At 65.8% G+C, this 23,773-nt stretch carries 22 protein-coding genes; 7 read left to right on the top strand and 15 right to left on the bottom strand.

The features are described 5' to 3' along the window. The first annotated feature begins 38 nt into the window (after positions 1-38). Together ACN0SE_RS11180 and ACN0SE_RS11175 are read left to right on the top strand one after the other, a co-directional pair. Positions 39-896 (top strand): SDR family oxidoreductase, encoded by an 858-nt coding sequence (locus tag ACN0SE_RS11180; RefSeq protein ID WP_417524605.1) that lies wholly within the window; start codon positions 39-41, stop codon positions 894-896. Continuing rightward, entirely contained in the window at positions 893-1,486 is a 594-nt protein-coding gene (locus ACN0SE_RS11175) for an exopolysaccharide biosynthesis protein (RefSeq protein WP_417524604.1), read from the top strand. The genes ACN0SE_RS11180 and ACN0SE_RS11175 overlap by 4 nt, the downstream gene beginning before the upstream one ends. Here the strand turns inward: ACN0SE_RS11175 and ACN0SE_RS11170 are convergent. Continuing rightward, positions 1,455-2,771 (bottom strand): glycosyltransferase, encoded by a 1,317-nt coding sequence (locus ACN0SE_RS11170; protein WP_417524603.1) that lies wholly within the window; start codon positions 2,769-2,771, stop codon positions 1,455-1,457. The two genes, ACN0SE_RS11175 and ACN0SE_RS11170, sit on opposite strands and share 32 nt — an antisense overlap. A gap of 5 nt (positions 2,772-2,776) precedes the next feature. After that, positions 2,777-4,198, bottom strand: a complete 1,422-nt coding sequence (locus ACN0SE_RS11165) for a hypothetical protein (protein WP_417524602.1) — start codon at positions 4,196-4,198, stop codon at positions 2,777-2,779. A gap of 204 nt (positions 4,199-4,402) precedes the next feature. Between ACN0SE_RS11165 and ACN0SE_RS11160 the strand changes: the two genes are divergently transcribed. From ACN0SE_RS11160 to ACN0SE_RS11150, 3 genes are all read left to right on the top strand, one after another. Then, positions 4,403-5,569: a glycosyltransferase family 4 protein gene (locus tag ACN0SE_RS11160; RefSeq protein WP_417524601.1), complete on the top strand. Its 1,167-nt coding sequence runs from the start codon at positions 4,403-4,405 to the stop codon at positions 5,567-5,569. A gap of 129 nt (positions 5,570-5,698) precedes the next feature. Continuing rightward, positions 5,699-7,480 carry a sulfoacetaldehyde acetyltransferase gene (gene xsc / locus ACN0SE_RS11155; protein WP_417524600.1) on the top strand — a complete coding sequence of 594 codons (1,782 nt, stop codon included), beginning with the start codon at positions 5,699-5,701 and terminating at the stop codon, positions 7,478-7,480. A gap of 39 nt (positions 7,481-7,519) precedes the next feature. Then, on the top strand, positions 7,520-7,882 hold the full coding sequence (locus ACN0SE_RS11150; RefSeq protein WP_417524599.1) for a DsrE family protein: 363 nt from the start codon (positions 7,520-7,522) through the stop codon (positions 7,880-7,882). 6 nt (positions 7,883-7,888) lie between these two features. Here the strand turns inward: ACN0SE_RS11150 and ACN0SE_RS11145 are convergent, their stop codons facing one another. Next, positions 7,889-8,743: a phosphate acyltransferase gene (locus ACN0SE_RS11145; protein WP_417524598.1), complete on the bottom strand. Its 855-nt coding sequence runs from the start codon at positions 8,741-8,743 to the stop codon at positions 7,889-7,891. A 33-nt stretch (positions 8,744-8,776) separates the two neighbouring features. Between ACN0SE_RS11145 and ACN0SE_RS11140 the strand changes: the two genes are divergently transcribed. Next, positions 8,777-9,913, top strand: coding sequence for a citrate synthase (locus ACN0SE_RS11140; RefSeq protein ID WP_417524597.1), 1,137 nt, complete (start codon positions 8,777-8,779; stop codon positions 9,911-9,913). Between the two features lie 45 nt (positions 9,914-9,958). Here the strand turns inward: ACN0SE_RS11140 and ACN0SE_RS11135 are convergent, their stop codons facing one another. The 12 genes from ACN0SE_RS11135 to ACN0SE_RS11080 all read right to left on the bottom strand — a co-directional run bounded on the left by ACN0SE_RS11135 (position 9,959) and on the right by ACN0SE_RS11080 (position 22,890). Continuing rightward, the gene (locus ACN0SE_RS11135) at positions 9,959-10,597 is read right to left on the bottom strand and encodes a DUF1523 family protein (protein ID WP_417524596.1); all 639 of its coding nucleotides are present in this window, start codon (positions 10,595-10,597) and stop codon (positions 9,959-9,961) included. A 131-nt stretch (positions 10,598-10,728) separates the two neighbouring features. Continuing rightward, on the bottom strand, positions 10,729-11,004 hold the full coding sequence (locus tag ACN0SE_RS11130) for a hypothetical protein (RefSeq protein ID WP_417524595.1): 276 nt from the start codon (positions 11,002-11,004) through the stop codon (positions 10,729-10,731). A gap of 3 nt (positions 11,005-11,007) precedes the next feature. Beyond that, a complete protein-coding gene (locus ACN0SE_RS11125) occupies positions 11,008-12,354 on the bottom strand; it encodes a DUF6638 family protein (protein ID WP_417524594.1) in 1,347 nt (448 codons plus the stop codon). A 237-nt stretch (positions 12,355-12,591) separates the two neighbouring features. After that, positions 12,592-14,526 carry an ATP-binding protein gene (locus tag ACN0SE_RS11120; protein WP_417524593.1) on the bottom strand — a complete coding sequence of 645 codons (1,935 nt, stop codon included), beginning with the start codon at positions 14,524-14,526 and terminating at the stop codon, positions 12,592-12,594. Positions 14,527-14,603: 77 nt separating this feature from the next. Continuing rightward, positions 14,604-15,722, bottom strand: coding sequence for a hypothetical protein (locus ACN0SE_RS11115; protein ID WP_417524592.1), 1,119 nt, complete (start codon positions 15,720-15,722; stop codon positions 14,604-14,606). Further along, positions 15,715-15,987 (bottom strand): hypothetical protein, encoded by a 273-nt coding sequence (locus tag ACN0SE_RS11110; protein ID WP_417524591.1) that lies wholly within the window; start codon positions 15,985-15,987, stop codon positions 15,715-15,717. Before ACN0SE_RS11110 ends, ACN0SE_RS11115 begins: the two co-directional genes overlap by 8 nt. Then, a complete protein-coding gene (locus tag ACN0SE_RS11105; RefSeq protein ID WP_417524590.1) occupies positions 15,984-17,060 on the bottom strand; it encodes a hypothetical protein in 1,077 nt (358 codons plus the stop codon). Before ACN0SE_RS11105 ends, ACN0SE_RS11110 begins: the two co-directional genes overlap by 4 nt. Before the next feature lie 169 nt (positions 17,061-17,229). After that, the gene (locus ACN0SE_RS11100; RefSeq protein WP_417524589.1) at positions 17,230-18,552 is read right to left on the bottom strand and encodes an NAD(P)/FAD-dependent oxidoreductase; all 1,323 of its coding nucleotides are present in this window, start codon (positions 18,550-18,552) and stop codon (positions 17,230-17,232) included. Further along, a complete protein-coding gene (locus ACN0SE_RS11095; RefSeq protein ID WP_417524588.1) occupies positions 18,552-19,367 on the bottom strand; it encodes an ABC transporter permease in 816 nt (271 codons plus the stop codon). The genes ACN0SE_RS11100 and ACN0SE_RS11095 overlap by 1 nt, the downstream gene beginning before the upstream one ends. Beyond that, positions 19,364-20,254: an ABC transporter permease subunit gene (locus tag ACN0SE_RS11090; protein ID WP_417524587.1), complete on the bottom strand. Its 891-nt coding sequence runs from the start codon at positions 20,252-20,254 to the stop codon at positions 19,364-19,366. The genes ACN0SE_RS11095 and ACN0SE_RS11090 overlap by 4 nt, the downstream gene beginning before the upstream one ends. A gap of 364 nt (positions 20,255-20,618) precedes the next feature. Beyond that, the gene (locus ACN0SE_RS11085) at positions 20,619-21,740 is read right to left on the bottom strand and encodes an ABC transporter ATP-binding protein (protein ID WP_417524586.1); all 1,122 of its coding nucleotides are present in this window, start codon (positions 21,738-21,740) and stop codon (positions 20,619-20,621) included. A gap of 64 nt (positions 21,741-21,804) precedes the next feature. After that, positions 21,805-22,890: a polyamine ABC transporter substrate-binding protein gene (locus ACN0SE_RS11080; RefSeq protein WP_417524585.1), complete on the bottom strand. Its 1,086-nt coding sequence runs from the start codon at positions 22,888-22,890 to the stop codon at positions 21,805-21,807. A gap of 146 nt (positions 22,891-23,036) precedes the next feature. Between ACN0SE_RS11080 and ACN0SE_RS11075 the strand changes: the two genes are divergently transcribed. Beyond that, positions 23,037-23,699 carry a GntR family transcriptional regulator gene (locus tag ACN0SE_RS11075; protein ID WP_417524584.1) on the top strand — a complete coding sequence of 221 codons (663 nt, stop codon included), beginning with the start codon at positions 23,037-23,039 and terminating at the stop codon, positions 23,697-23,699. Positions 23,700-23,773: the final 74 nt, after the last annotated feature.

The following is a 23,773-nucleotide window of genomic DNA, read 5'->3' as shown; positions in this document are numbered from 1 at the left end:
GTCTTGCCTTTAGACGCCGCTGCGGACAGGTTGCGCGCATGAAAACGCTTCTGTCCTTTGGCCATGGCTACAGCGCCAGCGCCCTCGCCCCGCGGTTGCTGGGCGCCGGCTGGCGCATCATCGGCACCACCCGCAAGCCCGAGAAACTGGCGGCGCTGGACGCGGCCAGCGTGACGCCTCTGCTCTTTCCCGGAGATGACCTGCGGGGGGCATTGGACGAGGCCGATCACCTGCTGATCTCGGCCGGGCCGGATGCGGCGGGCGATCCCGTGTTGAACGCGCTGGGCGACGAGATTGCCAGGCGTGCCGGGCAATTCCGCTGGATCGGGTATCTCTCGACCACCGGGGTTTATGGCGATCACGCCGGCGGCTGGGTGAACGAGGAGACCGCGCTTGCCCCCTCGACCAGGCGCGGCGAGATGCGCAAGGCGGCCGAGGCGGCCTGGCAGGCAATTCCCGGCCTGCCACTGCACATCTTCCGGCTGGCGGGCATCTACGGGCCGGGGCGCGGGCCCTTTGCCAAGGTGCGCCAGGGCACCGCGCGGCGGATCATCAAGCCGGGGCAGGTGTTCAGCCGCATCCATGTCGAGGATATCGCGCAGGTGTTGGAGGCGTCGATCAAACGGCCCGATCCGGGGCGCATCTACAACCTGTGTGACGACGATCCGGCGCCGCCGCAGGACGTGATCGCCTTTGCTGCCGAGCTTTTGGGCCTGCCGGTGCCGGAGGCGGTGCCATTTGACGCGGCCGAGATGACGCCGATGGCGCGCAGCTTCTATGCCGAGAGCAAGCGGGTGCGCAACGACCGAATCAAGCAGGAACTGGGCGTGACCTTGGCCTACCCCGATTACCGCAGCGGCTTGCGCGCGCTCTTGCAACAGGACAACGCCGGGTGACGCCGCCGCGCAGTCTCGGCGAGGTGCTGAGCGCGATCGACCCCGAGGAAGACAGCGCCGAGACTGTCTCGGTCGCCGATGTGTTGCAGGAGATCGGCGAGCGCTCCTATGCGCCGCTGGTGCTGGTGGTCTCGGTGCTGCTGGTCACGCCGCTGTCGGGCATTCCCGGCACCCCCACCATCGGCGCGGTCATCGTGGTGCTGATCACCGCACAATGGCTGACCGGGCGGCGGCATCTCTGGCTGCCGGGGGTGCTGCTGCGCCGCGCGGTGACCAGCCACCGGCTGACCCGCGCCATTGCCTGGCTGCGGCCGATGGCGGCCTGGGTCGATGCGCGCAGCGAGACGCGGTTTCGGCTGATGACGGCGCCGCCGATGGCGCTGCTGACCAAGCTGGTAATCCTGGCGGTGGCGCTGACTTGGCCGCTGCTGGAACTGCTGCCGATGGTCACCTCGGTCGGGGCGCTGGCCGTGGCGCTGCTGGCCTTTGGCCTGATGGTGCGCGACGGGGTCTGGCTGGCGGCGGGCTACGCTACGATTGCCGGCATGGCCCTGCTGATCAACTGGCTTGCGAGGCAGGTGCCGGTCTGAGCGCCAGCGGATCGGGCCGTGCCGTGGCCGGCGCCATCGCCCAGCCATAGACCTGCGCCACCTGCCGTGCCTTGGCCTGCCAGGTGAAGTGATCGAAGACCCGGCTGCGCGCGGCCTCGGCCATCGGTTGCAGCTGCCGGGGGTCCGCCGCGACCTGCTTGAGCGCGGTGCGAAAGCCCTTGATGATCGCGGCGCGCGGGCCGAGGGGGATCTTGATGCCGGTGCCTTGGGTCACCAGCTCGCCGGGCCCGGCGTAATCGACGATCATCGGCACCAGCCCCAGCGCCATCGCCTCGAGCACCACGCCGCCGCCGAACTCGCGGATCGAGGGGAAGGTGAGCATGTGGCAGCGCCCCGCCACCCGCTCGACCTCGCCATGCGGCAGCCAGCCGTGGAAGGTGACCGCGGCCTCGGTGGCTTCGTCCGCCACCTGGGCGCGCAGCTCTTTCATCATCGGGCCGTCGCCGATCATCTCGAGCGTCATGTCGCCGGAGCGCAGCAGGGGCGCCGCTGCAGCCAGCAGCATGTCGGGGCCCTTGTACGGCACCATGCGGCCGATGAAACAGGCGCGCAGCGGCTTCGGCCCCGGCCGCGACAGGCGCGAGAACTTCGACGGATCGACGGCGTTTTCCGGCAGATAGACCACCTTGTCCTGATAGCGTTCGGGGATCTCGGACTGGGTGTGGCGCGAGCCTGCGAGGATCGCCGAGGCATGGCGCAGGGTGCGGTTGCGGCCGGGCAGGTAGCGATAGGCCGAGCGCAGGTAGCTCAGCACCTCGCGTTCGCGCAGGCGTTCGCTGGTAAAGCCCTCCGGCCAGGGCACCCCGCCGTTGAGAGGGCCAAGCACGAAGGGCACACCGGCCCTGGCGCAGCGGCCGGCAATCGGGCTGGCGATGGTCGGGCTGAGCGGGGTGATGCGGTGGACGATGTCGAAACGGCCTTCGGTGATCTGTTCGCCAAACGCACGCCAGACCAGCTTTTCGAAATGCGGATAGGCCAGCGCGTTGAGCGCCTGGATCGTCGTCCAGCCCTTGCCCTGGCCCATGCGCAGCGCTTCGCCCAGCTTCCACAGCGGCTTGGCCAGCCGGTCGCTGTCGATGAAGGTGACCTCGCGCCCCTCGACATAGCCGGCGCGCAGCACGGCGTCGCGGTTGCGGGCATGGGTGACCAGATGCACATCGGCCACGTCGCGCAGCGCATCGGCCAGCGACCAGCCCACCAGCGGCACCGAGACCCACTCGGGGTTGGCCGCCTCGGCAATTGCCAGGACCCGGGGTTTGACCATGCCACTCACTCCATCACCGAACGCCATTTCAGCGCGAATTTGCCGCGACGCCCGCGCAGCGCCGCGTCCCGCAGGCGAAGGCGCTCGCGGCGCAGGGTTTCGGCATAGCCCATCAGCGCGCCCGACAGCAGCCAGGTCAGCGGCGTCAGCGTGGCATTGGGCACCAGTTCCACCGCGTTGATCGCCAACAACAGGGTCAGCGGCCCGACAAAGGGCGAAATATCCTCGGATTTGCGCGCCAGCATCTCGCGCCATAGCAGGAAGATCGGCAGCACCAGCAGGCCGAATTCCGCCAGAAAGCCCAGCCAGCCGTATTTGCCCATGACGATGATCCAGCGGCCGTCGGTAATGGTCTCGATGGCGCCGGTGATGTCGTTGTAGATCATGTTCCGGCCCCAGCTGCCCCAGCCGAAGACCGGCTTCTCATAGGCGCGCTCCAGCAGCATGTCCTCGTTGTCGAAGCGGAACTGAAGCGAAGCCGCGCGGTCGGCCTCGATGCGCGAGGCGGCCTCGAGCAGCCGGTCGCTGGGGATCGCGTCCACCGCCTTGAGCACCGGGTAGCCGATCGCCAGCAGCGCCAGCAGCGCTGCCACCTTGAGCTGCGCACGCACGCCGAAGAGCAGCACCACCGGGATCAGGCAGACCGCAAAGAGCATGGCGCCCAGCGATTTGTAGAGCAGCAGGCTCACCCCCAGCCAAAGGGTCAGCGCGGCATACATCAGCTTGCGCTTCTGCTCGAACTTGAACAGCGCCGCCGCGGCGGTCAGCGCCATCATCCCGAAGAAGGCCAGCCAGATGCCGTGATAGAGAAACACCGTCGGCCGCCAGCCGCCAAAGCGCATGGTCTGGGCGAAGTCGTGCTGGAAATAGCCGTAGATCCAGATGTTGAGCTGCGGCGACATCCGGGTTTCGAGCAGGGCCGGGAAGCTATAGGCAAAACCCGCCCACATCAGCACCACCAGCACCATGCGCTGCGAGGCGGCCTCGACCAGATATTGCCGGGCCAGCACGAAGGGAATGAAGATCAGGATCTGCGTCAGCGTCAGCGCGATGGCATCGGTGACCAAGAGCCCCGGCAGATGCAGTGCATCGCCCCAGCGCACCGGCTCGGTGTTGGTGATGACCGTGGCAATCGGCGACAGGATGAAGGTCAGCATCAGCGCCTTGCCCAGAAGCGTGTCGGGCAGCACCGACTTGCGCATGCCATAGCTGGCCACCGCCAGAGCCAGAGCAGCCAGCGCCGGGATCGAATGCTTGTCGAGCGGCGGCAGGAGGGGAAAGTCGAATGCGGCGGGCGGCGGTGGCAGCAGCAGGAAGCCGCTGACAAGGCAGATCGTCAGCGCCTGCGGCAGCGGCAGGCGGCGAAACAGGATCACCGTCACCACTGGCCAGACAGCCAGCATCAGATTGGCCAGAATATTGGGCATCAACGCATCATTTGTTGCAACAGGGGCACTCTAGACCAGGAATGCGGCAGGTTTTGGGCCTGCCGCAGCTTAGCCGCCCGGCAGCCGCTTGGAAACGTCCTGCTTTGGCGGCGTTGCGGGGCCTCGCGGCGGGGGCGGTCCGATTTTTAACTTGCACTCGCGTCCCCTGTTGGCCAGCGTGTGCGCAATTGTCCTCAGTCATACATGAATCCATTGCCCGACCGCCGCAAGATAGCCTATCTCTGCGATCTTTCTCCGCAGGATCCGTTGACCTATTCGGGCGGCAACGCGCGGATTTTCTCGGCCTTGCAGTCCCATGTCGGTGATGTCTCGGTGCTCGATCCCGGCTGGGGAAGGGTCGATATGGTGCGTCGGCTGATCCGCGCCCTGCCCGAGCCGGTGACGATCCGCGCGCTCTGGCGGGCGCAGCTGGCGTTGTCGCGGCTGATCGCCCCGGCGATCCAGAAACAGCTGACCGAGGGGCGGTATGAGGTGCTGTTCTGCGCCTATGCCTTTCACGCGCTGGCCGGGCTGAAGGTGCCGCCGGGGATGGTCTCGATCTATTCGTCGGACGCCACGCCCACCACCTACAAGCGCTCGGACATCGGCGCCTCCTTCGGCTCCTACCTCACGCTGTCGCGGCTGTTCGATCCGATGATCCTCGGCGCCGAGCGGCGGGTGTTTCGCGGCACCGACCTGCTGCTCTGGCCGACGGAATGGCTGAAATCCGGGGCGGATGGTCTTTATGAGCTCGAGGCGGAGCGCTCTGTCGTGGTGCCCTGGGGCGCCAATGTCGCCGATCCGGGCAAGGTCGATCTGGCGCCCTCGCCCAGCCGGGGCGCGCCGCTGCGCTTTGTTCTGGTGGGGCGCGACTGGTACGCCAAGGGCGGGCCGCTGGTGGTCGAGACGCTGAAGCTGCTGCGGGCGCGCGGCGTTGATGCGGTGCTCGACGTGATCGGGGTGATCCCGCCCGAGGACGTGACCGAGGATTTCGTGACCGCCCACGGCCTGCTGAACAAGGCGCAGCCCGAGGAGATGGCGCAGTTCGAGCGGATCCTGCGCCGGGCGCATTTTCTGTTCCAGCCCTCGTTCGAGAGCTACGGCTTCGCCTTCTGCGAGGCCTCGGCCTATGGCCTGCCCTCGCTCTGCCTGCGGATCGGCGGCGTGCCGGTGCGCGAAGGCGTCAACGGCCATGCCCTGCCGCTGGGCGCCGGGCCGGAGGACTTTGCCGACAGGGTCGAAGCCTATCTCGCCGCGCCCGCAGCCTATGACGCGCTGCGCCGGACCTCTCGCCGCGAATACGAGGAGCGGCTGAACTGGGATGCCTGGGGCCGCTCGGTCGACCGGCTTCTGTCGAAGCGCAACCGCTAGCGCCGCCGCGTGGCAACTGGACTTATCCGCCGGCGCTCTTTGGCCCTATCGCCAGCGCGGTCAAAGTTTTAGCCTGCGGCACGCAAGGGGCCGCGCCCGTTCCCCAGAGTCTTCAGGAGATCCCGACCGATGAAAATGACCACCGAAGAAGCCTTTGTGAAAGTGCTTCAACGCCACGGCATCGAACATGCCTTCGGCATCATCGGCTCGGCCTTCATGCCGATTTCGGACCTGTTCCCCAAGGCAGGCATCCAGTTCTGGGACTGCGCCCACGAAGGCTCTGGCGGGATGATGGCCGATGGCTACACCCGCGCCTGTGGCAAGATGTCGATGATGATTGCCCAGAACGGGCCGGGCATCACCAACTTCGTCACCGCCGTCAAAACTGCCTACTGGAATCACACGCCGCTGCTTTTGGTCACGCCGCAGGCGGCGAACAAGACCATCGGCATGGGCGGCTTTCAGGAAGTCGAGCAGATGAAGCTGTTCGAGGACATGGTGGCCTATCAGGAAGAGGTGCGCGACCCCTCGCGCATCGCCGAGGTGCTGAACCGGGTGATCCTGAACGCCCACCGCGCCAGCGCGCCGGCGCAGATCAACGTGCCGCGCGACTACTGGACCCAGGTGATCGACATCGATCTGCCCGAGATGGTCTCGTTCGAGCGGCCTTCGGGCGGCGAAACAGCGATTGCCGAGGCGGCGAAGCTGCTGTCCGAGGCGAAATTCCCGGTGATCCTCAACGGCGCCGGCGTGGTTCTGGCCGGCGCGATCGACGATTCGATGCAGCTGGCCGAGCGGTTGAGCGCCCCGGTCTGCGTCGGCTACCAGCACAATGACGCCTTCCCGGGCTCGCATCCGCTGTTTGCCGGACCGCTGGGCTACAACGGCTCGAAGGCCGGGATGGAGCTGATCTCCAAGGCCGACGTCGTGCTCTGCCTCGGCACGCGGCTCAACCCCTTCTCGACCCTGCCGGGTTATGGCATCGACTACTGGCCCAAGGACGCAAAGATCATCCAGGTCGACCTCAACCCCGACCGCATCGGTCTGACCAAGAAGGTCTCGGTCGGCATTGTCGGCGACGCCAAGAAGGTGGCGCAGGGCATTCTTGCGCAACTCTCCGAGGACGCCGGCGACGATGGCCGCAATGACCGCGAAAACCTGATCATCCAGACCAAATCCGCCTGGGCGCAGCAGCTGGCCTCGATGGACCACGAAGACGACGATCCCGGCACCTCGTGGAACGAACGCGCCCGCAAGGACAAGCCCGACTGGATGAGCCCGCGCATGGCCTGGCGCGCGATCCAGAGCGCGCTGCCGCGCGAGGCGATCATCTCGTCGGACATCGGCAACAACTGCGCCATCGGCAATGCCTACCCGAGCTTCGAGCAGGGCCGGAAATACCTGGCGCCGGGTCTCTTCGGGCCCTGCGGCTACGGCCTCCCGGCGATCATCGGCGCCAAGATCGGCTGCCCGGATACGCCCGTCGTGGGCTTTGCCGGCGACGGCGCCTTCGGCATCGCGGTGACCGAGCTGACGGCCATCGGCCGCGAGGAATGGCCGCCGATCACCATGGTGGTCTTCCGGAACTACCAATGGGGCGCGGAAAAGCGCAACTCGACCCTGTGGTACGAGGACAACTTCGTCGGCACCGAGCTTGACACCCAGGTGAGCTATGCCGGCATCGCCCAGGCCTGCGGGCTCAAGGGCGTCCAGACCAAGACGATGGAGGAGCTGACCACCGCGCTCAACACGGCGATCAAGGACCAGATGGAGCATGGCAAGACCACGCTGATCGAGGCGCTGATCAACCAGGAGCTGGGCGAGCCTTTCCGCCGCGACGCGATGAAGAAACCGGTCGCCGTGGCCGGGATCGACCGGGCGGATATGCGTGAACAGACGCCGCGTGTATGATGCCCCCCGCGAGGGGGAGCCACAGACGCGGAGGACATCATGAGCCGTTTCCTGATTCACATTCACAGCGGACCGGAGAACCCCAACAAGGCCACGCTCGGCTGCACCGTGGCGCTGGCCGCCGCCAGGGAGGGTCACGAGACCACGATCTTCCTTGCCGGTGACGGGGTGCAAAATCTTGCGCCGGACCACATTGCCAGTGTCGAGGGGCAGGGCACCGGCAAGCTGGCCGACCTGATCCCGGGCCTTGGTGAGGCCGGGGTGAGGTTCTACGTCTCGGGCATGTCGGCCAAGGCCCGGGGCTATGACGAGGGATTGCTCGAAGGGCACCCGGCCGAGTTCGCCATGCCGCCGAAGCTGCTCGAGCTCTCGGCGGCTGCCGATACGGTGCTCTGCTACTGAGCCCTGTTACCTGGCGAGCGCCAGCGTCACGGCGGTCGCGGCCACGATGTCATCCACTGTCGCCCCCCGGCTGAGGTCGCAGACCGGGTGGCGAAAGCCTTGCAGGAACGGACCGATGGCCTGAGCGCCCGCCAGTTCCTGCGCCAGCTTGTAGGCGATGTTGCCTGCATCCAGAGACGGGAAGATCAGCACATTGGCATCGCCAGCGCCCAGCCCCTTCTTGGCCGCGATCCGCGGATCGAGCGCCGCATCGGCCTGGATCGGCCCGAGGTACCCGGTGGCCTGGGCCGCGGCGCGCACCGCCTCGACGCTGGGGCCGCTGCCGCTGGTGCCGGTGGAATACGACAGCATCGCCACCCGGGCCGGCCCGAGAAGCGCCTCGCAAGAGGCCGCCGAGGCCTGGGCGATGGCAGCAAGGCCTTCGGCATCGGGGGCGACGTTGACGGCGCAATCGGCAAAGACCATCTCGCGCCCGTCGGGAAAGACCATGACGAAGAACGACGAGGGCAGGGCGACGCCCTCTGCCAGCCCGATCGCCAGGCCGGCCGCCTCGATCACCTTCGCCGTCGGGCTGTCGGCGCCGGCCACCATGGCGTCGGCCTCGCCCGCCGCCACCATCGCCGCCGCCCGGATCAGCGGCCGGGCCAGCATGCGCCGGGCAATGCCCTCTTTCATGCCGCGATTGGCCACCAGCGCGGCGATCTGCGCCTCGCTCACCTCACCCAGAGGCAGGGGCTCGGCCAGACCTTCGGCGCGCAGCCGGGCGCAGGCCTCGGCCACACGGGGCTCTGCCATTTCGGGAAATACCACCCGGGCCGCGCCACCACGCGCCGCCTCATATGCCCGTTCCAGAATGCCCATGCCCCGCCTCCCCGACCTTTTCAGGAGACCATGATGAACGACGACGTGAAGATCAACCGCGGCCTCAAGGGCATCTACTTCGAACGCTCCGGCGTCAGCCATATCGACGGGCGCGCCGGCGAACTGCTCTATCGCGGCTACACCATCCACGACCTGGCCGAGCACAGCACCTTCGAGGAGGTCTGCTACCTGCTGATCCACGGTGATCTTCCCGACGCGGCGCAACTGGCCGAGTTCGACGCCGCGCTGAAAGCCGCCCGCGAGCTGCCCGGCGCGGTGCATGACATCATCCGCAGCACCGCCGATGGTCACCCGATGGACGTGCTGCGCACCGCAGTTTCGGCCCTCGCCGCGCTCGAGCCAGACAGCCGCGAGACCGGCGAAGCGGCCTTTCTGTGCAACGGCATCCGCCTGACCGCGCAGGTGCCGATGATCATCGCCGCGCATGAGGCGATCCGCAATGGCCGCGAGCCGGTTGCGCCCGATCCGGACCTGTCACACGCCGCCAACTGGCTCTGGATGCTGACCGGCGAAACGCCCTCGGCCGAGGCTGCGCGCTTGGCCGATGTCGATTTCATCCTGCATGCCGAACATGGTGCCAATGCCTCGAGCTTTGCCGCCCGTGTCACCGTCGGCACCGAGGCCAATCTGCATGGCGCCATCGTCACCGCGCTTTCGACGCTGGCGGGCCCGGCCCACGGTGGTGCCGCCGAGGACGTGATGAAGATGGTGCGCGAGATCGGCACGCCGGACAAGGCCGCCGCCTACGTCAAGGCCAAGCGCGCCGCCAAGGAGCCGGTCACCGGCTTTGGCCACCGGGTCTACCGCGCCGAAGACCCCCGCGCCCGCCACATGCGCGACGGCGTGCGCAAGCTGGGCGAAGAAAAGGGCGCGCCGGAATGGTACGAGATCCTGCAGGCGGTGGTCGACGCGATGAAGCCCTATGCGCGGCACGGGCTGAACGTGAACGTCGATTTCTATTCAGGCGTGGTCTATCAGCTGCATGGCATACCGATGGACCTCTACGTGCCGATCTTTGCCATCGGCCGGATGCCCGGCTGGATCGTGCAGTGCCTCGAACAGCAGCGCAACAACATCCTGATCCGGCCGCTCACGCTCTATAACGGGCCGGAGCAGCGGCCCTATGTGCCGCTGTCTGATCGCGGCTGAGACAGGTCAGGTAGTCAGGCCGGGGCGGTGCCCCGGCCGGCTGTGCTACTTGCGTCCGCCAAACCAGCCGCGGACCTTGCTGCCGGTGCCCTTGACCGCGTCGGAGGCATCGGCAAAGCCCTCTTCCACGTCCTCGAGCATCGGGTCGATCCGCCGCATGCGGAAGCGCCGCCAGCGGACGTAGATTGCCCAGAACGCCAGCGCCAGAAGCGTCAGGATGATGATGTTGGTCCAGGGGATGATCGTCACATCCGGGCTGTCCACCCGCCGCACGTCGACGGCATTGGGATAGATCGACAGGAACTCGTTGCGCCAGCCGTAGTGCTTGATCACCACCCATTTCGGGTTGTCAGAGGTCGACCGCATGTCGGCGGCCTCGGTCTGCAGGTTGGCGGTGTCGAACTTGAAGTAGGGCGGCCAGCCCCAGCCGGTATCTTCATTGCGATAGACCATCGGCTTGCCGTTTTCACGGATCGTCTGGATGAAAAAGACGTCGCGGTTGACCTGTCCGGTGGCATTGCCGCTGTCGGGGCTGGACCAGAAGATCGAGTTCTCGCCGAAATCGACCCGCCGGGTCTCGGTATCGGTGATCCGCGCCACGTCGTGCTGCGGCAGGGTGTAATGAAAGAAAGCGCCGACCAGGACCCAGAAGGCCAGGATCAGGAACCATTTGATGTAACGCATGTGAGATGCCCCGTGATTTACTGGCTATGTAGTGCCTCGGCGGCGGTTTGGAAACGGGTGCCTGCGGGTTGCGGCCCGCTGGAGCCTGATTTCCGGGCCTTTGGCCTGATGGAGAGGCGGCGACCGCGCGTTCAGTGGAAGTTGGTGAAGTAGACCACCGCTGTAATCACGATCACCGGCACCACGTAGACGCCGAGGATCAGCTTGCGGCGCAACGACTTGTCGTATTCCACCAGCCCGTCCTCGATGAAGCTTTGGCGGGTCTCCTCGTCGCCTTCGAACCCGTCGGCCTCCCATTGCGCCTCGAGCTTGTCGCGGCGCACGGCACGGGAATAGAACGACAGGCTGATGTAGACCACGGTCAGCGCGACAAAGCCCAGTGCCGCGAGTTTCAGGAATGCCAGCATCGTCTATCGTCCTCTTACCGCGCCCCAGGGGCCGACCCGGGCGATCAGATCGTCGCGCGGGGCGGGGGGCTCTTCCTGCATAGGCGCCTCGTGACCGAAGAGTGCGGCACGCGCGCCTGCCTTGTCCACCTGATATTCGCGGGTCAGGAAATCGACGACATAGCTGCGCTTGGTGTCAGACCAGCCGCGATAAAGCCGGTAGAACAGTTCCTTGTGGCAGATGAAGAGCTGACGGATGTCGCGCGGCGCCAGTTCCGCCAGCAGCATGTTGACGAGGTCGCGGTCGGACGTGTCGGCGGCGCGCAGGCTCAGGAAATAGGCCGGATGGTCCGAGGTGATCCGTGGCCAGTCGCCGGCGCCCTCGGCCCAGTGCACCAGCCGGTTGAGCCCGTGGTATTCCTCGGGCAATTGCCCGGCGTGGCGACGGGCCAGCAGGCGGATGTCGCGGCGGGTGGCGCCGGTCAGGTCGATGCCGGCATCCTGGGCGGCATCGACGACGATGAAATCCATCTTCTGCCGCAGGATCGCCGCGGCATCAATGCCGGGCGCCTTGACGATCGGCTCGACCAGGTCGTTCAGCTCGAAGAAGCGGGCGATGCGGTTGCGCTCGGACAGGTCGAAGACATGTTTGATCGGCAGGTCGGTGAGCGCGGCCTTGTCGCCGGCGGTGATCAGCGCCGGATGGGCGACGCCGCGGAACAGGTAGCAGCCGCCGAAGTGGCTGGTCCAGAAGTTCTGCTGCTCGAAGCTCATGGTCTCGAGCAGGACCGGGTTGCGCAGGATGTCACCGGTTTGCCGCGCCGCGCCGATCATCCGGGCGATCAGCACGTCGTCGAACCAGGCATCCTCGCGGGTCTTGAACTCGTCCACCATCGCCGCCAGCGCCAGCGCCTGTTTCAGCGTGCCGCCGGTGGTGTCGGCCTCGACGGTGATCTTGCGGATGTCGAACAGCCGCTGCGGCGAGGTCAGGGTGAACACCGAATTCACCAGCTCCCCCGCCACCGCGTCACGGGCGGTGAGGGCAAAGAGCTGCGCCTCGTTGGTCTCGATGAACTGCCGCAGGATGGCGCGCGAGGTCGAGAAGGTGGCATTGAGCAGCGGTGCGGCCTTCTGCTCGGTGGTGAGCAGGATAAACTGCCGGTTGACGCCGTTGTGGTTGAGGTAGAGCGGATCATCCAGCTCGTCGCCGATCTCGGGGGAGAAGCCGGAGATGTCGATATGAAACTCGCCGAGCGCGGTCTGCTGCCCGGCCAGATGCTTGAGCGCGCGGTTGTAGCGGTCGACCAGCGCGGGGCTGTCCACGCGGATCAGGTTGCCGAACATGAGGCCGGATTGGATGAGGCGGTTCATGTCAATCCTCTGTAGGGTGGGTTTTCAACCCACCGCCCACCGCTTGCTCTGAGCGCATGCGGAGAAATTTTGTTGTTTCCATCAAGACCCTCCCGGCCGGGGTCACCCAGAGCCGCGCCCGTCCGGGTTCGGGCGCGACCCTTTGCGCAAGCGCGCCGTCCCGGACTTGATCCGGGACCTCTTGGCCAACGTCCCGATGAGGTCCCGGATCAAGTCCGGGACGGCGGAGCGCGGAGGTCATGCCTTGCCCTCCAGGTACCGGCGTTTCGCCTCTTCCTGACGGCCGAAGTCCCGCACCATGGCCTCGATCGCGGCCTCGTCCGACTTGTCGGCATAACGGAACTCGGAATCCGCGTAGCGGTTGATCTCCTGCAGCACCATTTCGGGCGTGATCGGCACCCGCAGCTCGGAGATCATTGTCGATTTGGTCTCATAGTCGCGGAACAGGAACAGCTCGGGGTCCTCCATCCACTCATCCGGCAGTTCGAAGTCCATCGCCCGGACCTTGACCGCATCGGTGATGTTCTTGACCGCGCGGCCGGTGAAACGGTCGTCGGCCTGCTGGATCGCTTTCAGATAGGTGCCCATCTTGGCAATCGTGTCGAGATCGCCGATCTGCGCCTGCACCCGGTCGAAGACCTGCAGGAGCCCCTCTTCATGCGGGCGGGCGTGGCTCTCGAAGCTGGCGGCGACGGCGCGTTTTATCTCCTGCGCCGAGAATACCGTGTGATCGCCCACCGGGATGTCATGGTTTTTCCCCATCAACAGGTAGAGGATGTCGATGTAATCCTCGCGGGTCTGCGGCCCGTCCACCAGAAACCGCGCGCCGGCGCGCTGGCGCAGCGCATCGTCGACGTTCTCGGGGTAGTTCGAGAACATGCCAAAGGTGCAATTGCCGCGCACCACGGTGTTGGCGCCGGCGAAGCTTTCCATCAGCACGGCGGTGATTTCCAGTTGCCCGGCCGAGGACTGCCGGTCGCCGCGCTTGCCGGCAAGCTGGTCGATATCGTCGATGGTGCCGAAGCCGATGACGCCGGGGTCGAGGATCGTGTCGATGAAGGCCTTGGCGTTCTGGCCGGATTTGCCCTGGTAGCTGTCGATGTTCTCGGTCGAGAGGTTCTGGTAGCGGAAGGGATAGCCCGCGACCTTGCAATACTCGTTGATCAGCCCGGCCATCATCTGGATCAGCGTGGTTTTGCCGGTGCCGGGCTTGCCGTCGCCCATGAAGGTGAAGATGAAGCCACCAAGCTCGGCAAAGGGGTTCAACCGGCGCTCGAAGTCATAGGCCATCAGCATCTTGGCCAGCCGCATCGCCTGATACTTGGCGATATGGTTGCCGACGACCTCGTTCGGTTTCTTGAAGGTCATCGTCAGGGTGGTGGATTTCGCCTTCGACGCCGGGGTGAAGCCGCGGATCGTCAGGTCGTCGGCGGCGACATGCCAGGTAGCATTCTGGAACGGGCCGAGGCGCGGGGCGGTCTGGGCGCGCAGGGCTATGCGCTCCATCACCTGTTCGGCAAAGCCGGTGAGCGTGGCGACCAGGTGCAGGTCGTCGGGCGCGTGGGTCTCGATCTTCTGCGCCAGTTCCCAGAGCAGCCCGTGCAGGACGACCTGGCCATTGTCGGTGATCAGCTCTTCGACATCGCCGATCTCGACCGTGGTCTCGGTGCCATGGGACGAGAGCAGATAGGCGGTGGCATTGGCCCAGGCATGCGCGGTGATCAGCGCCTCGGCGGTGAGCAGCTCGGCAAACTCGCCGCGGCGGTTGGCGGGCAGGGCGCCTTCGAGGTTGGCGCGTTTGAGATCGGCCAGACCGCTGGCCTTGGCATAGGTCTCGGCCAGCGCCTGCGCCACCGCCAGCGCGCGGCGCAGGGCGTGCAGCGCGGTGGCCTGCAGCGGCGTGGTCAGCGCCTCGCCGTCGTCAGCCGCCTCTATGGTGGCGCGCAGCTGCACGCCATGGGTCGCGCTGCTGCGACGGGTGGCAAGGCCGGGGGTGGTGGAGCGAAAGCGCGAGCTGCGCGGAATGCCGGGTGACCGTTCCTCCTGCGCCGGGGCCGTGGCGCGCGCGATCCGCGGCGTGTGGTCAAAGCCGGTGAGCAGGGCGGTGGCGGCGGGGTAGTGCTTGCGGATGTCCTCTTCGCGAAGCTCCATCTGGTCGGCGGTTTGGGACATGTGGCATTCTCCAAATCGGTGGGTTGAAAACCCACCCTACGGCAAATGGGTAGGGTGGGTTTTCAACCCACCGCCGTTCAGTAGCTCAGCACCCGGCCCCCCGGGCTGACCACGAACTTGCGCACGCTGGCAAAGCCCGGCGGGTTCTTTTCGGCCAGCACCTGAAACGGCCGCTGCGGCAGGATGATGGCGCGGGTGGTCTCGGTCGCGCCGGTGTCGATCCCGCGCCCGGAAAAGGGATCGAGGGCAAAGACTTCGCGCTCGACGGTGGAAAACCAGCCGGCGCGCTCCTCGGTCACCCGCTCGCTTTCCAGCGTCTCGGCGGTCCAGGCCAGCGTCCAATCCTCGCCCGGCGGCGATTTCGCCTCGGCCAGCACGTCGCGGATCGGGCCGGTCTGACGGGTGAAGGCGTGGGAATACATCGGCCCGATGTGGAACCGGCGCAGGCGCTTGGGGTGCAGGTCGTCGAAGCTCTCGTCAAAGCCCTTGGCGATGGTCAGGAGCTTGAGCGCGCCCAGCGATTGCGCCATCAGGTGGCGCTGCACCTCGGGCCAGCGGCGTTCGTCCTTGGGCAGGGCTACGCGGCCAGTGTCGTCCAGTTCGAGCACATAGATCGTCGGCAGGTTGATCTGGCTGTCGTAGACCGCCCAGTGCACCCGGTACTTGCGCCGGCCGGAAAAGCCCTCGACCCAGTCGATGCGCGGGTCCATCCGCGCCCAGAACAGGTGGCCGCGCAGCAGTTCCTCGTAATAGAGCCGCTGCGACAGGGCAAACTGCAGCCGCGTCGGGATCGCCTGCTCCGAGATGATCTGACCGACCATCTGATCCTTGAGCGCCTCGACGCTCGGCATGTTCTCCAGATGCGCGCCGGCCTGCTGGGCGTCATTGGCCATGACCAGCAGTTCCTGAAAGGTGGGAAAGCCGCTTTCGGTGGCGTCGATGGAGAGCGAGCCGAAGAACTTGCCGGTGTCGCGGCCGACCAGCAGGTACTTCATCGACAGCGCCTTGAAGGTATAGGCAATGCCCCTGACATAACGCGCGAGGATCTTGACGTCCTCGCGGCTCAGGCTGCCCTCGGTCTCCATCACCGCCGCGACCCGGCCGAGGTGGGTGGTGATCGCCTCGAACTTCTGGAAATAGCGGCGGCTGGCGAAGGTATCGGTCAGCCCGCGATGGTCCGAGGCGGCGTCAGTCATCGTCAATTGCGTCATGGTCGAGCGAGACATGGGTTACCGTATCGATCATGGGTTCGTTGGAGCTTGAGGTCACAAAATAGTGGAGGTCATCGTCGGGCTGACCCCAGCTGTAGAAGACACCGGGGACGAACCCTGCGAGAATGAACCAGCCGAAGTCAGGGGCCCAGGGGACGTACTCGGGCAGGGTCGCCATCAGGAGAAACCAGACAAGCGCGATCCCCCAACAGGCGAACCCGGCCCCCATGACCCCCCCACGCCAGCTCATGCGCCGTAAGCGTTGCTGTCGTGCTTCTTGACGATCTCGGCAAAGCGCCGGGCAAAGCGTTCATCCGCCTTGGCCTTGGCTTCCAGCACCTCGCGGGCAAAGACCATATGATCCTCGTGCGCTTCGAGCATGTCGGCCATCTTCTGGTTGGTGGCGGTGCCGATGGCGGCCATGGCGGTCTGCGCCTCCTGGTCGGTCTTGACCCCGATCTCGTTGATCCGGTGGGCCACGTCCTGCTGCTGCGCGGTCTTCAACGACTTCGACAGGGCGTCGTAGAGCACCACTCGCTGCTTGGTGTCGGTCTGCAGCTTGTTGATCAGCACCATCTGCGTCGCCGCCTGGTTCTGCAGACTGTCGACCCAGGTCTTGCCCTTCTCGATATAGCGCTCCAGCGTCTGGCTCTTGGCCAGCTTGACCTGTTCCTGCTGCACCAGCTCGTTGTAGGCCTTGTTCAGATCGGCCAGCTGGGTTTCCAGCTTGGTGCGCGCGGCGGCGTCCTGTTCGACGGCAATCTTGTTTTCCAGAGCGATGATCTCGGGGTCCATGGCGAGGATTTCCGCCCTTGTGGCCTCGAGCTCGCCGACGGTGAATTCGCGTTCGTCCAGCGTCTCGGTCAGGTTGGTCTCGACCCTAGTCTTCTGGTCGGTGAGCACGGCCAGCTGGCTTTCCAGCAGCTTGGTGATGATGTCGGACTTGGAGATCAGGTCCTGCAGCTTGTCGTCGATGTTTGCGGTCTTCATCCGCTCCTGGCGCAGCGCGTCGGACCGGTCCTTGGAGAAGAAGCCGACAAAGCTCTCCCAGCCGGTCTTGGACCGCATCTCGTCGAAATCGCGGGAAAAGGCGGCGGTGACATCGTCGAGGCCCATGATCAACTCGGCGATATTGGCGTTCATCACCTCGGTATGGGCGTGCACATCCTTGAGCGTGGCGTTTTCCACGTCGATCGAGGCCTCGGTGCCGGCCTTCATCTTTTCGCGCGCGGTTTCGATCCGGCTGGTGATCTCGGAGATCTTGGACTGGGCCTCGGCCACCTGGGCCTGGCTTTCGCGCAGCTGCGTGTCGAAATTGGACATGAGTGGCTTCCTGTTGCGAATGTATCTGGTGAATATAAGTAATGTTATGGGTATTTACATCGGGGTGATGCGCCGGCCTTGGGGGAAAGTCTGGCAAATGTTCCCCCTGTTGGGAAGGTGTGAAATTCCTGCCCCTCGGGCTTTGCGTCGAGATGAAGGCGCGGCGGGGCTATCTGTCGAGCAGCGACAGCGCCCCGGTGGCCACGGCCAGCAGCGCGCGGCGGTGGCGGCCAAGCGGGAAACGGCGCGGCGGGATGGCAAAGGCGGCGGGGTAGGGTGCTTCGGGCTGCCGGTCGCGCACCAGGTCTGCGAGCAGCCGGCCGGCATAGCTGCCCATCGCCACGCCGTTGCCATGGAAGGCGAGACCCGCAAAGGCCCCCGGCATCTCGGGGATGGCGCCGACAAAGGGCGTGCGGTTGCGCGAGAGGCAGACCAGCCCCGACCAGAAGTTCGGGCGCTCCACCTCTGCCCAGGCCGGGAACATGGCCTCGAAATCCGCCTCGATCCTGCCGCGGAACCGGGCGTTGGCCCCCGGCGTCGCAAAGCTGCCGCCGCGCATGCCGAAGAGAAAGCGGTTGTCCGGCAGCAGGCGGAAGTAATGCAGCAGGTTGCGGGTGTCATAGGCCATCTGCCGCGAGGTCCAGCCCTGCGCGGCCAATTCGCCCTCGGTCAGCGGGCGGGTGACAAGGATGTTGGATTGCAGCGGCATGTAGCGGGCGCGCAGCCAGCCGGGAATGTCGTCGCTGGAATAGCCGTTGGTGGCGAGGACCAGCCGTTTTGCCGTGAGCGGTCCGGTCGGGGTGGTGAGGGTGAAGCCGTTGTTCCGGGTGATCGCGGTGACCGGGCTGGCGTCATGCAGCCTGGCGCCGGCGGCCTCGGCGGCGGTGGCGAGACCGACGACATATTTGCCCGGGTTGAGCGCGAAGCCCAGGGGAATGGTCATCCCGCCATGGAAGGGGCCGGAGATGCCGAGAGCCGCGAGGTCGGCAGGCTCGTGCAGGACGGGCGTGACGCCATAAGCCTCGGCGACATGCGGCAGCTCGCGCCGCAGGGCCGCCATGTGGCGCGGGGTATGGGCGAGCAGGGTCTCGCCGTCGGAATGGGTGTCGGCGTCGATGCCATGGCGCGCCAGACGCTCGGCCACCAGCGCCACGGCGGCCTTTTCGGCGGCACGGTAGACCGCCAGGGCGTCCTGCCCGAAGCGGCGCGCGAGCTGCGGGTTGGAGAGCATGCCGCCGCCAAGGCAGCAGAACCCGCCATTGCGCCCCGAAGCGCCCCAGCCGATGTGCTTCGCCTCGAGCAGCGTCACCTCGGTGCCGGCCTCGGCCAGGTGCAGCGCCGCCGAGAGCCCGGTGAACCCGCCGCCGATCACCGCCACCTCGGTGCTTTGCGGGCCGTCAAAGGCTGCGCGCGGCGGGCCGGCATCGGCATTCCACAGGCACCCCGCCCGCGGCGCGTCGGAATAGGCGTGGGCCTCGTAGAGCCGCCGCATCAGGCGCGGACAGCGGCCTGGGCTTCGGCCTGCTGCCGGATGCTGGCGCGTTTCGACACCAGCGAGGCGGTGATCACCCCGACGGTGACCACGGCGATCATCAGGGTCGAGAGCGCGTTGATTTCCGGGCTGACGCCCAGCCGCACGGCCGAGAAGATCTTGATCGGCAGGGTGGTGGCCGAGGGTCCGGCGGTGAAGGACGCGATCACCAGATCGTCGAGCGACAGGGTGAAGGCCAGCAACCAACCTGAGATGACGGCGGGGGCAATGATCGGCAGGGTGACCAGCCGGAACGCCTCGAACGGGGTGCAGCCGAGATCCAGCGCCGCCTCTTCCAGCGAGCGGTCGAAGCTGACCAGCCGGGACGAGACCACCACCGAGACGTAGCACATCGAGAACGTCGTATGCGCGAGGATGATCGTCACGATCCCCCGGTCGAGCCCGATGCCGATGAACAGAAGCAGCAGCGACAGCCCGGTGATCACCTCGGGCATCACCAGTGGCGCGTAGATCATGCCGGAAAACAGCGTCCGGCCATGGAACCGCCCGGCGCGCACCAGCACATAGGCCGCCATCGTGCCCAGCACTGTGGCGATGGTCGACGAGGCCACGGCGACGCGGATGGTGACCCAGGCGGCGTCGAGAAAGGCCTCGTTCTGCATGAGCTCGCCGTACCAGCGGGTCGAGAACCCGGCCCAGACGGTCACCAGCTTGGAATCGTTGAAGCTGTAGATCACCAGGATGATCATCGGCAGGTACAGGAAGGCAAAGCCCAGCGTCAGCGACACCGCGTTGAAGGCGGAAAAGCGTTTCATCCCTCGGCCTCCCTCTGTTTCTGCTCGTTGCGCTGGAACAGCACGATCGGCACAATCAGGATCAACAGCAGGATCACCGCCACGGCGCTGGCCACCGGCCAGTCGCGGTTGTTGAAGAACTCCTCGAACAGCACCTTGCCGATCATCAGCGTGCCCGATCCGCCCAAAAGCGAGGGGATCACGAATTCGCCCACCACCGGGATGAAGACCAGAAAGCAGCCGGCGATGATGCCCTGTTTCGACAGCGGCACGGTGACCAGCCAGAAGGCCTGAAACCGCGAGCAGCCGAGGTCCTCGGCGGCTTCGAGCAGGCTGTCGTCCATCTTTTCCAGCGCCGAATAGATCGGCAGGATCATGAAGGGCAGATAGGTGTAGACCACGCCGATATAGACCGCAGTATTGGTGTTGAGGATGGTCAGCGGTTCCGAGATCAGGCCGATCTGCAGCAGCAGCCCATTCAGCAGCCCTTCGTTCGAGAGGATCCCCATCCAGGCGTAGACCCGGATCAGGAAGGAGGTCCAGAACGGCAGGATCACCAGCATCAGCAGCGTCGGCCGCCATTCGGGGGCGGCGCGCGCCATGGCATAGGCGATGGGGTAGCCCGCGATCAGCGTCAGGATCGTCGAGACAAAGGCGATGCGCACCGAGGAGAGATAGGCCTTCCAATAGAGGTCATCGGTGGTGAGCCAGGTGAAATTCTCCATGTCGAGCTGCGACAGGAAGGCCTTGAAGCCGGCCCAGCCCTCGGAAAGGTCGAGGGTCGGGGTGTAGGGCGGGATGGCGATGGCGGTGTCCGACAACGAGATCTTGAGGACGATCAGGAAGGGCACGAGGAACAGCGCCAGGAGCCAGAGGTAGGGGATGGCGATGAGGGTCAGGCGGCGCATGTGGGGGCCTCCTTGGGCTGTGCGGGAGCTATACCTATAAGGCGGAGGGCGCGCGCAATATCCATTTGAAAGCCGGGAACGCCCTCACTGCAGCCGAGCACCCGGCGCGCCTGCGCCCTGCCCGACCTCCCCCCCGGGAGGGCAGATTCCATCGGGTGTCGTGCGCGCCTCAGAATGAATTCCGTAGAACTGCCGGGGTCCCAAGCCTTGAGGCCCTCCCGAGGTCGGTCAGGGCGCGGGCGCGCCTTTTGGCCGGTGTCGGGAACCGCCTGCGACGGGTGACGGCGGTCTCGAAAGCTCCAGACAAGGCGAAGTCGCGCCCGGTGGCTGCTGGTCTCGGTCGGTGTCCGCAGTCCACCCATCCTCACCCCTCCAGCAACACGGCAGCGGTGTCCGTCCAGCTCAGCCAGACCTCGTCTTCCCAGGTCAGCTGCCGCCGCGAGAGCCTGCGTGTGTTCGCCGTCTGCGCCTTGAACATCTGCCCGTTCGACAGCTCGACGTGATAGGTCGAAAGGTTGCCGAGATAGGCGATGTCGTGGATCCGACCCTTGACCCGGTTGTGCGCATCGGGTTCCTCGGTGCCGATCGTCACCTTCTCGGGCCGCATCGCCAGGGAACACCGCTGGCCCTTTTCCAGACGCTTGTCCGAGCGGGTGTGGAACGGATGCTCGCCCTCCGCCCAATGCACCTCGTACCCGTCATCGTAAGGCACCACGGTGCCTTCGAGGATATTCACCTCGCCGATGAAATCCGCCACGTAGACCGAATTCGGCTGCTCGTAGATCTCGGCCGGGGTCGCCACCTGCACGATGCGGCCCTCGTCCATCACCGCCACGCGGGAGGCCACGGTCATCGCCTCTTCCTGATCGTGGGTCACGATCACGAAGGTGGTGCCGGTCTTTTCCTGAATGTCCATCAGCTCGAACTGGGTCTGCTGGCGCAGCTTGGCGTCGAGCGCGCCCAAGGGCTCGTCCAGAAGCAGCAGCTTCGGCGCCTTGGCAAGCGACCGCGCCAGCGCCACGCGCTGGCGCTGGCCGCCGGAGATCTGGTGCGGCTTGCGCTGGGCGAAGCGTTCCAGCCGGGTCAGCCGCAGCATCTCGGCCACCCGGGCCTCGATCTCGTCCTTGGACTTGCCCTCGCGCTTCAGGCCGAAGGCGATATTGTCCCAGACGGTGAGATGCGGAAACAGCGCATAGGACTGGAACATCATGTTCACCGCCCGCTTGTTGGGCGGCACCCGGGCGACATCCTGCCCGGCGATCAGGATCTGCCCCTCGGTCGGGGTCTCGAAACCCGCCAGCATCCGCATCATCGTTGTCTTGCCACAGCCGGAGGGCCCGAGCAGGGCGAAGAATTCCTTGGCGTAGATATCCTGGGTCAGGTTGTCGATGGCGGTGAAATCGCCAAACCGCTTGGTCACGCCCTTGAACTGGATCAGAGGCTTTTCATTCGGATCGGTCCAGGGGGCAAAGACGGGTTCGGCCATGGTATCTCCGTTCGCACAAAAAAAAAGGCCCGCGCCGGGAAAGGCGCGGGCCGCGATGTCAGGCTCAGGTGCCGGACTTGATCTTGGTCCAGAGACGGGTGACCACACGCTGCACCTTCGGCGGATAGGGCGTGGTGGTATAGGTGTTGTCCATCGCCTCGGGCGAGGGATAGATCGCCGGGTCGTTGATCACGTCCTCGGCCAGATGCGCCTGCGCGGCCTTGTTGCCGTTGGCGTAGTAGACATAGTTCGAGGCCGCCGCCATGTTCTCGGCATCCATGATGAAGTTCAGGAACTTGTGCGCGCCCTCGGGGTTCGGCGCATCGACCGGGATCGCCATCATGTCGAACCACATTTGCGCGCCTTCCTTGGGCGCGAAATAGCCGATCTCGACGCCGTTGTCGGCCTCGGCCGCGCGGTCGCGGGCCTGCAGCACGTCACCGGACCAGCCCACCGCGACGCAGATGTCGCCATTGGCCAGCGCGTTGATATATTCGGACGAGTGGAATTTCTGGATGTGCGGGCGCACCGGGGCATAAACGGCTTCTGCCTTGGCGATGACCTCGGGGTCATGGCTGTCGGGGTCTTCACCGATGTAGTTCAGCGCCGCCGGGATCATCTCGGCCGGGGCATCGAGGAAATGCACGCCGCAGGCGGCCAGCTTTTCCATGTTCTCGGCCTTGAACACCAAATCCCAGCTGTCCACCGGGGCATCCTCGCCCAGCACTTCGCGGACCTTGCCGAGGTTCACGCCCAGCCCGGTGGTGCCCCACATGTAGTTGATGGCATGGGCATTGTCGGGGTCGTATTTCGCGGTGCGATCCGAGATCACATCCCACATGTTCTCGAGGTTGGGCAGCTTCGACTTGTCGAGCGGCTGGAACGCCCCGGCCGCAATCTGGCGCTGCAGGAAGGTGCCGGTGGGCACCACCACGTCATAGCCCGATCCGCCGGCCAGCATCTTGGTCTCGAGCACCTCGTTGCTGTCGAACACGTCATAGACCAGCTCGATGCCGGTTTCCTGCTCGAATTTCTCCAGCAGGCTTTCGTCGATGTAGTCGGACCAGTTGTAGACCCGGACCTCTTCCGCCGCCGCCATCGAGGCGCCGAGCGCGAGCGCCGCGGTGCAGAGCAAGAGTGATTTCTTCATGTTTGGCTCCCGTTGGGTTCTGGCGGTCACTTTGTTCGCCACCTTGTCTTGATTTGATCAAATTATGCCGTATCAGGCAATATGGAAATGCTGCATCGGCCGCAGTAAAGTCGCAAGACCCCATCAGACGGTGATAAATTGAGCGCATGAATCAGATCGACACGCAGCCAGACGCGCCCGGGCTTCCGGCACATGAACGGGTTTACCGGCAGTTGCGGGCGCTGCTGCTGTTCGGCGAGCTGCCGCCCGGCACGCCGATCACCATCCAGGGGCTGACCGACCGGCTCGACGCCGGCATGACCCCGGTGCGCGAGGCGATCCGCCGGCTGACCGCCGAAGGCGCGCTGAATTTTCAGGGCAACAGACGGGTCTGCGTGCCGCGGCTCGATGCCGGGGCGGTGAGCGAGTTGATCCACGCCCGCGTGGCGATCGAGCCGGAACTGGCGCGGCGCGCCTGCGGCTTTGCCAGACCGACGGATATCGCCGCGCTGCGCGCCATCGACGATCGGCTCGATGCCGCTATCGACAGCGGTGACGTGCGCGGCTATCTCGAAGAGAACTACCGCTTTCATGCCCGTCTGAACGCCCTGGCCGAGGCGCCGATCCTGCTCGACCTGGCCGAGGGGCTGTGGCTGCGATTCGGCCCGTCGCTGCGGGTGGTCTGCGGGCGCTACGGCACCCAGAGCCTGCCCGACCAGCACAAGGCGCTGCTTGCCGGTCTCGAGGCCGGCGATACCGAGGCCGTGGCCCGCGCGATGGAGGACGATGTGCGCCAGGGGATGGAGCATATCCTGCAAACCGTGGAATGACGGCGCGGCGTGGCTCGATTCGATTGACAGTGGAAAATTTGATCATATTCTCGGCGCAAACCATGGCGCGCGAG

The sequence above is a fragment of the Marinovum sp. genome, from assembly GCF_048263515.1.
GTDB lineage: Bacteria > Pseudomonadota > Alphaproteobacteria > Rhodobacterales > Rhodobacteraceae > Marinovum.
The sequence above is the reverse complement of the archived record's forward strand: the minus strand, read 5'-3'. Positions and strand labels throughout refer to the sequence as shown.

Excerpts from the sequence above, each read along its gene's own strand:
- ACN0SE_RS11095 (WP_417524588.1), bottom strand. The coding sequence starts at position 19,367 with ATGAAACGCTTTTCCGCCTTCAACGCGGTGTCGCTGACGCTGGGCTTT.
- ACN0SE_RS11105 (WP_417524590.1), bottom strand. The coding sequence starts at position 17,060 with ATGTCCAATTTCGACACGCAGCTGCGCGAAAGCCAGGCCCAGGTGGCC.
- ACN0SE_RS11120 (WP_417524593.1), bottom strand. The coding sequence starts at position 14,526 with ATGTCCCAAACCGCCGACCAGATGGAGCTTCGCGAAGAGGACATCCGC.
- ACN0SE_RS11085 (WP_417524586.1), bottom strand. The coding sequence starts at position 21,740 with ATGGCCGAACCCGTCTTTGCCCCCTGGACCGATCCGAATGAAAAGCCT.
- ACN0SE_RS11135 (WP_417524596.1), bottom strand. The coding sequence starts at position 10,597 with ATGCGTTACATCAAATGGTTCCTGATCCTGGCCTTCTGGGTCCTGGTC.
- ACN0SE_RS11145 (WP_417524598.1), bottom strand. The coding sequence starts at position 8,743 with ATGGGCATTCTGGAACGGGCATATGAGGCGGCGCGTGGTGGCGCGGCC.
- ACN0SE_RS11075 (WP_417524584.1), top strand. The coding sequence starts at position 23,037 with ATGAATCAGATCGACACGCAGCCAGACGCGCCCGGGCTTCCGGCACAT.
- ACN0SE_RS11115 (WP_417524592.1), bottom strand. The coding sequence starts at position 15,722 with ATGACTGACGCCGCCTCGGACCATCGCGGGCTGACCGATACCTTCGCC.
- ACN0SE_RS11150 (WP_417524599.1), top strand. The coding sequence starts at position 7,520 with ATGAGCCGTTTCCTGATTCACATTCACAGCGGACCGGAGAACCCCAAC.
- ACN0SE_RS11110 (WP_417524591.1), bottom strand. The coding sequence starts at position 15,987 with ATGAGCTGGCGTGGGGGGGTCATGGGGGCCGGGTTCGCCTGTTGGGGG.
- ACN0SE_RS11125 (WP_417524594.1), bottom strand. The coding sequence starts at position 12,354 with ATGAACCGCCTCATCCAATCCGGCCTCATGTTCGGCAACCTGATCCGC.
- ACN0SE_RS11160 (WP_417524601.1), top strand. The coding sequence starts at position 4,403 with ATGAATCCATTGCCCGACCGCCGCAAGATAGCCTATCTCTGCGATCTT.
- ACN0SE_RS11165 (WP_417524602.1), bottom strand. The coding sequence starts at position 4,198 with ATGCCCAATATTCTGGCCAATCTGATGCTGGCTGTCTGGCCAGTGGTG.
- xsc (WP_417524600.1), top strand. The coding sequence starts at position 5,699 with ATGAAAATGACCACCGAAGAAGCCTTTGTGAAAGTGCTTCAACGCCAC.
- ACN0SE_RS11170 (WP_417524603.1), bottom strand. The coding sequence starts at position 2,771 with ATGGTCAAACCCCGGGTCCTGGCAATTGCCGAGGCGGCCAACCCCGAG.
- ACN0SE_RS11140 (WP_417524597.1), top strand. The coding sequence starts at position 8,777 with ATGAACGACGACGTGAAGATCAACCGCGGCCTCAAGGGCATCTACTTC.
- ACN0SE_RS11180 (WP_417524605.1), top strand. The coding sequence starts at position 39 with ATGAAAACGCTTCTGTCCTTTGGCCATGGCTACAGCGCCAGCGCCCTC.
- ACN0SE_RS11100 (WP_417524589.1), bottom strand. The coding sequence starts at position 18,552 with ATGCGGCGGCTCTACGAGGCCCACGCCTATTCCGACGCGCCGCGGGCG.
- ACN0SE_RS11080 (WP_417524585.1), bottom strand. The coding sequence starts at position 22,890 with ATGAAGAAATCACTCTTGCTCTGCACCGCGGCGCTCGCGCTCGGCGCC.
- ACN0SE_RS11130 (WP_417524595.1), bottom strand. The coding sequence starts at position 11,004 with ATGCTGGCATTCCTGAAACTCGCGGCACTGGGCTTTGTCGCGCTGACC.
- ACN0SE_RS11090 (WP_417524587.1), bottom strand. The coding sequence starts at position 20,254 with ATGCGCCGCCTGACCCTCATCGCCATCCCCTACCTCTGGCTCCTGGCG.